The sequence below is a fragment of the Microcoleus sp. LAD1_D3 genome (assembly GCF_036702135.1).
Taxonomy (GTDB): Bacteria; Cyanobacteriota; Cyanobacteriia; order Cyanobacteriales; family Microcoleaceae; genus Microcoleus.
The window spans coordinates 15,352-27,258 of sequence record NZ_JAUBSB010000068.1 but is presented as its reverse complement, the minus strand read 5'-3'; the positions used below and the strand labels follow the sequence as shown (position 1 = coordinate 27,258).

Sequence of the window (11,907 nt, the reverse complement as noted above, 5' to 3'; positions counted from 1 at the left end):
ATTATGAGTTAGCTCTAGGGGGATTAAATTGAAAACCTTCTATTATAGCATAGATTTTTTTTGCAAGAGGTCTAATTATTGATTGGAAGTCGTATTCTCCGACATTAATTGGCAAACCCGACTCGTTCCAAATATCATTAGCCTTGCCAATTTCGCGCTTGCCAGCCGCAACTTTCAGAGGAACAGGATGCTGCAATTCTGTTCCGGGAAATCCTACTAATCTCAGATTTAAAGACTTTACTACTCCCGACTTTACTCGCTTGTACAAAACAACTTGCCATGCTTTATCGTCTGTATCGCGCAGGCTTTGTACGGATCGGAACATTACTGTCTCAGCAGTTTCTGGATATTTGTGAATCGAGGCGAAAGCGGGCAGGCTAACCGCTAAGATTAGATACAAGCACAAGCTAATGACAGTTAAAGTTCTACGCCAACAATAATGTTTTTTCAACTTGCAATACCTCCGATAATTTACAGTTCTTCAGCCAACAATAGAAAAAAACAGGTTTGTATTGAGATTCTGAAGGGATGAAGAATAGAAGACAAGCAGCAGGCAGGTTTTGTATAAAGATTATTCATTGATGACCAAGTTAGGCGCTAAACCTGCCCCTACATTACACCTCGCCTTGGTTTCCTGAAGTTAAACGCTAAACCGGGTCTTACAATGTAGATATTCTGGTTTATTTCCAATCGGTTTCGGCTTGGGATAGCACGTAAGCTGAAACATCGATAATTTGTTGTGCCGACAAACGATCTTTGTAAGCGGGCATAATACCTTTACCGTTGGTTACTAAGTTGGAAATGTTGGCTATGGAATCCATGCCGTATTTTTTCAAAGCTTTTTGTTTCAAGTTTTTGCCGCGCCTGATAATGTTGCTGCCGTTGATGTGACAACCCGCACAGTTGGCGCTGAAAACTTCGGCTGCGGTTGTGGGGTTTGTAGCTGTATCTGCGAGGGCGATTTGGGAATTAGTGGCGATTTCTACAAATGCCAGTGTCAGTATCAATAGAAAGGCGGTGAGAATTTTTTTTAAGTTTTTTAGCGACATCATTTATTTGCAACTTGAAAAATAGTGCGGGATTTAATGATATCACTAAATAGGCAATCTGGGGTTAACTCAGCGATTTATTCTTCCCAATCGAATGTGCGGGAAACTGCTTTTTTCCAAAAGCGATATTTTTGTTCGCGAAGTGCGATCGGCATTTTCGGTTCCCAAGTACAATCCACCGCCCAATTGTCCCGCAATTCTGCTAGCTGACTCCAAAAACCTACCGCCAAACCGGCCGCATAAGCTGCGCCGAGTGCAGTAGTTTCTGCTACCACAGGCCGCACCACAGGCACTCCCAAAACATCGCTCTGAAACTGCATCAGCGTGTGATTTCCCACCATTCCTCCGTCTACTTTTAGAGACAAAAGCTGCACAGCAGAATCCTCATTCATCGCCTCCAATACTTCTCGCGTTTGCCACGCTGTAGCTTCCAATGCTGCGCGGGCAATGTGTGCCTTAGTCACGTAGCGAGTTAAACCTGCAATTACTCCCCGCGCGTTGTCTTTCCAATAGGGCGCGTAGAGGCCAGAAAAAGCCGGGACAACGTAAACTCCGCCGCTATCTTCGACTGTATTTGCTAATGTTTCTACTTCCGCAGATGTGTTGATGATGCCCAAATTGTCCCGCAGCCACTGCACTAAAGCTCCGGCGAGCGCAATACTGCCTTCCAAAGCATACACAGCGGGCGATTCCCCCATCTTGTAGGCGACTGTTGTTAGTAACCCGTTTTTTGAAGGGACGATCGCCTCACCGGTATTCAGCAGCATAAAACAGCCCGTACCGTAAGTATTTTTCGCCTCCCCCGGACTGAAACAAGTTTGCCCGACAAGGGCGGCCTGCTGATCGCCCAAAGCAGCAGCAATCGGAACACCTGCAAGCAATCCTTTTGCAGTTCCAAAAACTTGACTCGAAGGGCGAATTTCTGGCAGCATCTGGCGGGGAATTGTCATTATTTCCAAAGTTTCGGCATCCCAATCAAGGGTTTGCAAATCCATCAGCATCGTGCGGCTGGCGTTGGTAACATCGGTAATGTGCGCGCCGCCAGTCAGGTGCCAAATCAGAAAAGTATCGACATTGCCAAAAATCGCATCCCCTTGATTTGCAGCTTCGCGCAATCCTGGAATATTGTCCAGCATCCACTTAATTTTCGGCCCGCTGAAATAAGTTGTCAGCGGCAAACCGCATCGTGCTCGAAATCGATCTTTGCCCTCAACTTCAGCTAATTGATCGCAAATAAAGCGAGTGCGGGTATCTTGCCAAACAATCGCATTACCGTAAGGTTTGCCAGTTTTTCTGTCCCAAACAATTGTAGTTTCGCGCTGGTTGGTAATACCGAGTGCAGCAATATCTTTGGGATCGATATTGCCGATTTCGAGGGCATTTTTAATCACGCTTTGGGTGCGCTGCCAAATTTCATCGGGATTGTGTTCAACCCATCCTGGTTGGGGATAGATTTGCTGGTGTTCTTGTTGGTTGCGGCAAATTATCTGTCCCTGGCGATCGAATACGATAAATCGGGTGCTGGTGGTTCCTTGGTCGATCGCTGCTATGTATTTTTTTGCCACTTGTCTAAAATATTTTTAGTAATGAGGTCTTTAAGGTATATGATACTATATCTAGAAGTCAAATTAATGTCAAAAACTTTAGCTTAGGGAACTCCACAAGTTGAAACTGGCAGATTTGCTGAGGCTCGATCGCACAATTAAGGTTATTGGCTTTGACGACGCTCCTTTTTCTCGTACAAGCGGCAGTCTGGTGTCGATCGCGGGCATAGTCTGCGGGGGAACTCGATTTGAAGGAATGGTGTGGGGACAAGTCCTCCCAGACGGATTAGATGCCACGGATGCTATTTCTGGGCTACTCCTCGGAGGCAAATTTCTGCCGCAATTGCATCTCGTTTTGCTAGACGGAATTGCTTTCGGTGGCTTCAATATTATTGACCTTTCCGAGTTAGCATTGCGGCTGCAAATTCCTTGCGTTGCTGTCATGCGTCGCCAACCTGATTTAGCTGCTGTTGAAAAAGCCCTCGGTCATTTACCAGACTCGGAATACCGTTTAGAATTGTTGCGCCGCGCTGGTAAAATTCACGCTTTTGAACCTTTCTTTTTTCAAGTTTGCGGCGAAAAACCCGAAGTAATTGCGCTGGTGCTTCAGCGTTTGACAGACACTGGGAAAGTTCCTGAAGCTTTGCGTTTGGCTCATTTGATTGGTGCGGCGGTAATTAATGGAGTTAGCAGCAGTTCTGCTTGAATTCTTGTTAAGAACGGGCAAGATGCCCGTTCCACAAAGACTAACTAAATTTTATTGGGGTGGGCATTCTGGCAGCCCATGAAAGGTTTATTGACAAGGGTGCAATATCTCTGTTTGTACTCACTTACTTACACAATCTCGCCGTCAATTTCACCGAATTCGATTTTAGTTCCCAACGCCAAAGTCAGGGTACTTTCAGATTCTACCATTTTTATATCGCCTTGAATGTCTGTAGCCCACCAAGCGCGATCGCACAAATTGGTCAATCCTAACGAAAGCTCGTTTCTCGATCGAGAAGTGACTATAGCTACAAGACCGTTAGATGCTGCGGCTGTTAAACTCGGTATGTCAGAGGTGAATAGTTGAGTTCCCGCACTCAGAGGAATAACTCGACTGCCTAATTTCAGGGAAAATTGGCTGCTGGTAAAATAATCTGCTGCGGATTTGGGTGATATAATACTAGGCGGAACCTGAGCCGAAGTTGCAGCAGGCAAGTCAGAGTTTCCTACTGTAATTGTACAGTTGCCGATTTTCTTTTGGTCGCCCGATCGCAAATAACTCACTGCCCCGCTATCAACATTCTCGCAAACAATTTGACCTGCTTCCAATTGAAACCGCATGGCCAAGGGCGAAACATTAGGAATGCAGATAATAGACAAATTTTCATCACTGCCAAAAGTTATCGGTTCCGAACCCAGAGTGAGAGTGCGATTTGCTCCGGTATCGTAACTAATTACCAGCCAAGCTTTGTTGAACAAAGTTTCAGCTACAACTAGCATGATTCCAATCCAAAAACCGATCGCAGCACAGCCAGCTAAACGGCCTGCTGTACCGGATAAATTGTAAGCAAACAGAATAAACAAACAGCCGCCCAAAACTCCTCCAACACCGCCGCCTCCCATGCCGCGAAGCGCTCCCAAATTAGGAATCCGCTGTGCAAGTCCCAGTCCTAACAAACTGCCAGCTATTCCCCAGCAAATTACTCGCAATAATTCGTTGTTTCCGTCGCCAATCCCACTATAAATACCTTCGGCGATCGCCCCAGAAATGGCTCCTGCTATTAAACCAAACAATCCGCCATTTTTTAAAGCCTGTTTAATTTGAGGCTTGCCTTTGATATAGTAATAATAGCCGAACATGATAGCAGTAGCAATACCACCGCCTACCAATCCAAACCAGCGAGCTGTAGAGAATACACTGTCAAAAACAGATTGTGGATTATTGAGCCGCTGCATGAAAGGTTCGGTGATTAGATTGCCGGCGAAACCGCCGACAGCACCGCTAATCCCAAACTGTAAAGCTTTTTTAAGGGCTGATAGATTTCTTTTCACGGCACACCAGATTAAAAGTGAGAGTCAAATTTAGCTACAAGCTCGAAAGTCACCATTTCCGATGATCTGATATCTTGCACCATTATCAAGAACAGGCAAGCTACCTGTTCCACAAACACAAAGAGTGAGTGTTCTTGTGGGTAGTAAGGGTTGGGCAGGAGCCAAGGCGTGTCAACTTAAGCTTTTAGTCCGCCAATCCTCCCGCTCACCCGGCAGTCCGCCAGGGAATGAATTCCACGGGGCTTATAGCGAAAGTCCTCTTTTACAATACTCCGGACAGTTTTTGGAACGAGACTACAAGCTTTACAGCGCAAGGATCATAAATAAAGTCCAATTAAATGCAACGAGCGGGGTGGAGCTGACATTGATTTAATTATCCACAGTGGCTCAAAGTCCTACAGAATAAGCCATTGGGCCATATAAAAACTGTCCGGACTATTGCTTTTAGAGGACTGAATAATTCATTAGTCCTCTTTTAGAGGACTTTCGCTTTGAGGCAGGGGTTTCAACCCCTGACGGACTATCGGTTTTACCTTAAGTTGACACTCCTTTGGCGGGAGATCCCGCCCGTCCCAGACTTGTTGAGAACGGTGCAAGATGTGAGACGATCGTACATCTCCCCCCAGTCTCCCCCCATCTCCCGCTTCTCTCCCTCTCAGGGGCAAGCCTTTGAGCCTCGCTCCGTCGCCCGCCCCAAATGCCTCGCGAAGAATAGATAGCCTGCAATCCTTGCTGGGAGATAATTATAGCCAGTTTTTTAACTGTGAAAATTTAACTTAGAAGACCCAAGCGAGGGCCCAAACATGAAAAGGAATGTTACAAACTATTACAGTAACACTCAGAATGTGAACATAATGCCTCAAAATACTTGCGAGAGGTAGTTGTGTCAGAGAAGCAATATCCTTACTAACTGCCCAATAGTCACTCGATCGCCACTAAGTGGCCTGCTGCAATCTCGATCATAAATTAAAGATCGCATCAGTCATTTGTGGTATTGTAAGCGACAGGCTTAGTGCGAGCACTCACAAGCGCACCGGCGTGAAGAACAAGCGCCGTCAAACACCGAAGGCAGCCTGCGGCCAACAACTTTAACAGTTGCTGACTGTGGAAAGTCCAGCCTTCCCCGTCAAAGCTCCTGCCTGAGCATGAAAGGTAAGGGATGCAAGCGCCCGCCGTCGCTAGCTCAGCGCGGAGCAGTTCGTATAGCAAAATATCCAGCGGGTACACACAAGATGAGTATCGTCACCAAATCAATCGTCAACGCAGACGCCGAAGCTCGCTACTTGAGCCCAGGTGAATTAGATCGGATCAAGAGCTTTGTCACCTCTGGTGAACGCCGCGTCCGCATCGCCCAAATTTTGAGCGAATCCCGCGAACGCATCGTCAAGCAAGCAGGCGACCAACTTTTCCAAAAGCGCCCTGATATTGTTTCTCCCGGCGGCAACGCTTACGGCGAAGAAATGACCGCAACTTGCTTGCGCGACATGGATTACTACCTGCGTTTGATCACCTACGGAATCGTAGCTGGCGACATTACTCCGATCGAAGAAATCGGTATTGTCGGCGTCCGCGAAATGTACAAATCTCTCGGCACCCCGATTGAAGCCGTCGCCGAAGGCGTTCGCGCTATGAAAAATGCAGCAAGTTCGCTGCTGTCTGGAGAAGACGCTTCCGAAGCTTCCTCTTACTTCGACTACGTTATCGGTGCGATGCAGTAAGGAATTTCGATTTTAGGTTTTCGATTTTAGATTGAAAAATTGGGGGTTGCCGGCAACAAGTTAAAAGCTTTTGCAAATAACCAGCCACTTAAAAATCTTAAATCCCAAATCCCAAATTCCAAATTCTAGCTCCAAAATTGGACTGACTCAGCCACTTTCTAGGAAACAAGACAACCATGCAAGACGCAATTACCGCCGTTATCAATTCCTCTGACGTTCAAGGTAAGTACCTCGACATCAGTGCTCTAGACAAGCTCAAGAACTACTTTGCTTCTGGCGAACTGCGCGTCCGCGCCGCTACAGCCATCAGCGCCAATGCAGCCACAATCGTCAAAGAAGCAGTTGCTAAGTCTCTGTTGTACTCTGACGTAACTCGTCCCGGTGGCAATATGTACACCACTCGTCGTTATGCAGCTTGCATCCGCGACTTGGACTACTACCTCCGCTACGCCACCTACGCTATGCTAGCTGGCGACCCTTCCATCCTCGATGAGCGCGTGCTCAACGGTTTGAAAGAAACCTACAACTCCTTGGGCGTGCCCATCGGTTCTACCGTACAAGCAATCCAAGCAATGAAAGAAGTCACCGCCGGTTTGGTCGGTTCTGACGCTGGTAAAGAAATGGGCGTCTATTTCGACTACATCTGCTCTGGCTTGAGCTAAGACTCAGGAAGAAGGAAAAAGGGAGAAGGAAGAAAGAAGAAGAAATAACATTTATTTCTTGCCTCTTTTAACTTTTAACTTTGGACTTGTTACCTTTGGCTTTGAAAAGAGGTCAGGGAAGTTGAGAGTGATTGCTAGACCGTCAAAGGCTTGTCGAGAAAGCCCGACGAGTTTTAACGAGCTAGTTTTGACTCCTAACTCCCTGCCTTCAATCTTTAAAAAATCCATCTAATAATCTGTAAACCTACTCAGGAGTTAGTTTCCCATGAGAATGTTTAAGGTGACTGCTTGCGTCCCCAGTCAAACTCGCATTCGCACTCAGCGCGAATTGCAAAATACCTATTTTACTAAGCTCGTTCCTTACGACAACTGGTTCCGGGAACAGCAAAGAATTATGAAAATGGGCGGCAGAATTATTAAAGTGCAACTGGCTACCGGTAAGCCCGGAGCTAATACAGGTTTACTTTAAGAGCCGAAGCTGGATTAGTAGAGGGGTAAGAGGTCGCGATGACCTCTTTTTTGTTGTTATAGCAGAAGAAAGAATGTCCAGCGTTGTTAATTTAATCATTGACCAATATTTCAATAAGCAGAAAGTATAACTGCGATTATCGCTAACAAAACAGCAAGCATTTGTGGTAACGTAATAGCCTCTTTCAAGAATAAAGACGATAATAATATAGTAATCAGCGGGTAGATAGATGTAACACTCACTACATTGGCAACTTCACCTTTGGTCAGGGCTATAAAAAATACTAATGATGCCACCGTGCCACAAACGCCCACTAACATCGCAAACAAAATCCCCCTAACATCTCCCTCAAAACTAAAATTATTAGTGTGGAAAATAATAAATAAAGTAGTTAAAATAGCGCCAATTGCTTCATAAACAAAAGCAGTTTTGTAGTCAATATATTTAGTGGCTAAATTGCCCAAAAATCCCCACAAACCATATAACAGCGAGCAAATTAATGCGTAAATTAACCAATCTGGTACTTTAGCCATCTTTGTTAGAGTTTATTGAGATCATTCTAAAATCCTATGGCTAATGACATTCGACGCTTGATTCCCTTTTTTGACCCCAGCGCGTCTCAATGGGCCGCTGAGGCCCGCTGGCTGAGGTGGCTGACTTTTCTGTGGCTGTTTGTCGGGCTGACAGCTTTGTTTTCGGCTTCCTATCCCATTGCAAATTATGAATTTGGAGACGGCCTTTATTATTTTAAACGACAGCTAATCGCAGTGGCGATCGGGCTGGCCGGCTTTAACTTGATAGTGTACTCCCCACTGCGCTACATCATGAAAACATCTCAGTTAGGCGTTTTATTGCTGCTGGGATTGCTCTGGTTGACCTTAGTTCCGGGAGTGGGAACCACAATCAACGGGGCGACTCGCTGGATATCTCTGGGCCCGGTTCCGATTATTCAACCTTCTGAGTTGATCAAGCCGTTTTTTGTTCTCCAAAGCGCCCGCATTTTCGGCAACTGGTCCCGCTTGACGAATAAAGTTCGCTTAACTTGGCTGTTAATTTTCGGTGCAATGCTGTTGGGAATTTTGTTGCAGCCTAATTTGAGCACCACCGCTTTGTGCGGGATGACTTTGTGGTTGGTGGCTTTAGCGGCTGGCTTGCCTTACTTGCAATTGGGCGCAACAGCTATGGGGGGAATGCTTTTAGCGGTTTTAAGTATTAGTTTTAGGGAATACCAGCGCCGCCGGATTATGTCTTTCCTCAATCCTTGGGCTGATCCGATGCAAGACGGTTATCAGTTGATTCAAAGTCTTCTGGCGGTGGGTTCTGGGGGCATTTGGGGTGTGGGTTTGGGGATGTCGCAGCAAAAATTATTTTATTTGCCGATTCAGTACAGCGATTTTATTTTTGCTGTGTTTGCTGAGGAGTTTGGTTTGGTGGGATGTTTCTCACTGTTGCTGATGTTGGCGGCTTACTCTACTGTGGCTTTGAGGGTAGCCATGAAGGCTCGAAATACTGAGTCTCAGTTGGTGGCGATTGGGGTGATGGTGGTGATGGTGGGACAGTCGCTGCTGAATATTGGGGTGGCTACGGGGGTTTTGCCGACTACGGGTTTGCCGCTGCCGTTTTTTAGTTACGGGGGTTCTTCGATGTTGGCAAGTTTGTTGTTGTCGGGGTTGCTGATTCGGGTGGCTAGAGAGAGTTCTGAGGCTGATGTGGTTTCTTTGGATGGACGCAGAGGGAAGCCGGGAAAGCCGAATTTACGATCGAACAACGCCACTTCACAAACTGAATAATTTGTCAATAATAAACCAGATTTTTGGAAAAAATCGGGTTTGTTTATTTACTCCCGAACTACTGGCAGAATACCAATTTATAGCAACCGCTCTCGTAGCGAAGAACACGGATGCTGAGAAAAGAACAAGTAGGTGATCTTAAGGCGATTCGGGAGTTATATCGTGGCAGATGAAGGTCGATCGACTATTTTCGCCCGTCACCTTTATTGGGCGGTTCTTCTTGTTGTTCTTGAGGTTTAGCTGTGATGTCAGTTAATTCTTTTTTGTCTGGTTGCGGTGTTTCTTGAGTTGAGTTAGCCATTGAGTTTAGTCCTAAATAGATGCACCGCTTAATTATATCTTTTCCAACTGCAAAGGTATGGCTGTAAATAGCGGGAGGAAGAGCCAGATAAAAAATTCTCATGCACTGAGATTTGAGAGCTAATACTGGAAGACTTTATGTAGATGCAAAAAAAAGTGTAGATGCAAGTTGCTGTCGGTTCTACATTGCTTGAGGGTTGCAGCCAAACAAATCCGACCTGGACGCAAAAACATCTTTGTTAAGAATTAAATGCCGATCGCCATCTCGACTGATTAACCCTTGCTGCTGCAATTTTCCCAGCATTCGAGTTACTGTTACCCGCGTCGTGCAAATCGCATTAGCAATATCTTGATGTGTCAAGCGGATATTCAAACGAGTTCCCTCAACCACAGGCTGACCGAATTCTTGTTGCAATAATAGCAGAAGCTGATACAAACGGTCATCTACTCGCCGCTGTCCGGCGATCGCTAAAATTGCTTCCATTTGCCGCAGCCGCCGTACCATTTGAGGCAGCAACTCGTGAGCTAGTTGAGGAGAAGCTTCGATTTCCACCATAGAATACCACATCAAATAAACATCTGATGTCGCCGTAGCTCGGTAAGTCTGCAAGCTTGTCAACCACAAACCGAAGCACATCGAAGGCCCAACCCAACCCAAAAGTCCTTCTTCCCCGTTTGGATAAAGCGTACTCAGTTGTGCTAGACCTTGACAGACTCGCCAAAGACCTTGCGACATCAAAGGAATGGTTTCGCCCTTGGCATAAAAATGCAAGTTTCGAGTTGCTCCTGTGTTATGCTGGATTTCCGCTAAAAGTGCTTTGGATGTTGGTGGCATATCCCTTATTTCCAGCTAAAAAACATTTGTCTGAGACCTACGCCTCTCACTCTAGCCGACAAAGGTAAAGGTTTGGTAATCGTCTGGTTAGCGGCAAGATAAGCTTTAGTCATGAGTTGTTATTTGTTATAAAACAACTAAGGAAACGCTGGCTGCTGTAAAATAAATGCACTCGTTATTTGCGGCATTTTAAATAATAAAAATTTAATTTGAAAAAATTAACAGACTATTTGTTAACAAATAGTCTGTTAATTAAGATTAAATAGAAAACAGAGGCGAGTTCTGAAGTTCGATCGCACGGATAGGCCCGCCGAGTCAACTGCTGCTCTCTGCTGCCACAACCTTCAAGAACTTATAAAATAGTTCAAGAAGGTATCAAAAGACAAAGTAAGGTTTTTCATGGCCGATCAATTAATTCGCGCTACAGCCGCAGATGGCGGAATTCGCGCTGTAGGCGTCATTTCCACCCGCCTCACCGAAGAAGCAAGACAGCGGCACAAGCTCTCCTACGTGGCTACAGCCGCCCTCGGCCGCACAATGTCGGCGGGGCTGTTACTCGCCTCCAGCATGAAGCGGCCCGAATCGAGAGTCAACATTCGCATCAAAGGAGATGGGCCGCTCGGCGGGCTTCTGGTGGATGCGGGACTTGATGGAACGGTTCGAGGTTATGTGGACAATCCCGAAGTGGAATTGCCGCCCAATGCTAAAGGCAAACTCGATGTCGGCGGGGCAATAGGTGACGGTTATTTGTACGTGGTGCGGGACGTTGGATACGGCTTCCCTTACTCCAGTACGGTAGAATTGGTTTCCGGCGAAATTGGCGACGATCTGACTCACTATTTGGCAACCTCGGAGCAAACGCCTTCGGCTTTGGTTTTGGGGGTGTTTGTGGGGGCGGGCGGGGTAGAAGCGTCTGGGGGTGTGCTGTTGCAGGTTCTGCCGAAGGCGGCAACGGACGAAAAATTGGTGCAAACTTTAGAATCTAGAGTTGCTGAATTGTCGGGCTTTACGCCACTGCTGCGATCGGGCAAAACGCTGCACCAGATTCTCGAAGAGTTACTGGGAGATATGGGCCTGGAAATTTTCCCGGAAACTCAGATGGTGCGCTTTGACTGTGGCTGTTCGTTCGATCGAGTTTTGGGAGCTTTGAAAATGTTGGGCGAAGCCGAACTCCAAGACATGATTGAAAAAGATGGGGGGGCTGAGGCTACGTGCCATTTCTGCAACGAGGTTTACAAAGCTAATAGCGACCAACTTGCAGAACTGATCGGCGATTTGCGATCAAACTCCGGTTCTTGAGAGGATAATGTGTAATTGGCTCTATTGAGTGCGAGTTAGGGATGATGGCCTTGACCAATTGCCAATTACGCATTATCAATTACCTAATCACAAAATTTTGATTTTGGCGGTTTGGCGATCGGCTCTTGCAGTCTGGGGCCGACGGGAGTATGTAAAAGTGATGAATACATTTTATAGAGCAGTTGATAGCAGCGCTCGCAGTTT

12 protein-coding genes are annotated in these 11,907 nt (G+C 46.3%); 6 read left to right on the top strand and 6 right to left on the bottom strand.

Translation table 11 applies throughout. The features are described 5' to 3' along the window. Position 1: 1 nt before the first annotated feature. The 3 genes from QUA74_RS25555 to glpK all read right to left on the bottom strand — a co-directional run bounded on the left by QUA74_RS25555 (position 2) and on the right by glpK (position 2,614). Positions 2–451: a DUF3122 domain-containing protein gene (locus QUA74_RS25555; protein WP_333334659.1), complete on the bottom strand. Its 450-nt coding sequence runs from the start codon at positions 449–451 to the stop codon at positions 2–4. A 229-nt stretch (positions 452–680) separates the two neighbouring features. Next, on the bottom strand, positions 681–1,052 hold the full coding sequence (locus QUA74_RS25550) for a c-type cytochrome (RefSeq protein ID WP_333334657.1): 372 nt from the start codon (positions 1,050–1,052) through the stop codon (positions 681–683). Positions 1,053–1,126: 74 nt separating this feature from the next. Further along, on the bottom strand, positions 1,127–2,614 hold the full coding sequence (glpK, locus tag QUA74_RS25545; protein WP_333334655.1) for a glycerol kinase GlpK: 1,488 nt from the start codon (positions 2,612–2,614) through the stop codon (positions 1,127–1,129). Between the two features lie 100 nt (positions 2,615–2,714). On the opposite strand from glpK, the gene QUA74_RS25540 reads away from it, so the two are divergent. After that, a complete protein-coding gene (locus tag QUA74_RS25540; protein WP_333334653.1) occupies positions 2,715–3,299 on the top strand; it encodes an endonuclease dU in 585 nt (194 codons plus the stop codon). Between the two features lie 128 nt (positions 3,300–3,427). Here the strand turns inward: QUA74_RS25540 and QUA74_RS25535 are convergent, their stop codons facing one another. Continuing rightward, entirely contained in the window at positions 3,428–4,630 is a 1,203-nt protein-coding gene (locus QUA74_RS25535; protein ID WP_333334650.1) for a hypothetical protein, read from the bottom strand. 1,232 nt (positions 4,631–5,862) lie between these two features. On the opposite strand from QUA74_RS25535, the gene apcA reads away from it, so the two are divergent. The 3 genes from apcA to QUA74_RS25520 all read left to right on the top strand — a co-directional run bounded on the left by apcA (position 5,863) and on the right by QUA74_RS25520 (position 7,479). Then, complete coding sequence (apcA, locus tag QUA74_RS25530) at positions 5,863–6,348, top strand: allophycocyanin subunit alpha (protein WP_333036136.1); 486 nt, start codon at positions 5,863–5,865, stop codon at positions 6,346–6,348. 176 nt (positions 6,349–6,524) lie between these two features. Beyond that, positions 6,525–7,010, top strand: a complete 486-nt coding sequence (apcB, locus tag QUA74_RS25525; RefSeq protein ID WP_006634930.1) for an allophycocyanin subunit beta — start codon at positions 6,525–6,527, stop codon at positions 7,008–7,010. 265 nt (positions 7,011–7,275) lie between these two features. Next, a complete protein-coding gene (locus QUA74_RS25520; protein WP_006634929.1) occupies positions 7,276–7,479 on the top strand; it encodes a phycobilisome linker polypeptide in 204 nt (67 codons plus the stop codon). A gap of 110 nt (positions 7,480–7,589) precedes the next feature. Here QUA74_RS25520 and QUA74_RS25515 read toward each other — a convergent pair whose 3' ends face one another. Next, complete coding sequence (locus tag QUA74_RS25515) at positions 7,590–8,012, bottom strand: EamA family transporter (protein WP_333334648.1); 423 nt, start codon at positions 8,010–8,012, stop codon at positions 7,590–7,592. 36 nt (positions 8,013–8,048) lie between these two features. Between QUA74_RS25515 and QUA74_RS25510 the strand changes: the two genes are divergently transcribed. Beyond that, entirely contained in the window at positions 8,049–9,269 is a 1,221-nt protein-coding gene (locus QUA74_RS25510) for an FtsW/RodA/SpoVE family cell cycle protein (protein ID WP_333334646.1), read from the top strand. A 481-nt stretch (positions 9,270–9,750) separates the two neighbouring features. Here QUA74_RS25510 and QUA74_RS25505 read toward each other — a convergent pair whose 3' ends face one another. Continuing rightward, the gene (locus QUA74_RS25505; RefSeq protein ID WP_333334644.1) at positions 9,751–10,404 is read right to left on the bottom strand and encodes a Crp/Fnr family transcriptional regulator; all 654 of its coding nucleotides are present in this window, start codon (positions 10,402–10,404) and stop codon (positions 9,751–9,753) included. Between the two features lie 399 nt (positions 10,405–10,803). On the opposite strand from QUA74_RS25505, the gene hslO reads away from it, so the two are divergent. Continuing rightward, positions 10,804–11,703, top strand: a complete 900-nt coding sequence (gene hslO / locus QUA74_RS25500) for an Hsp33 family molecular chaperone HslO (RefSeq protein WP_333100952.1) — start codon at positions 10,804–10,806, stop codon at positions 11,701–11,703. The last annotated feature ends 204 nt before the right edge of the window (positions 11,704–11,907 follow it).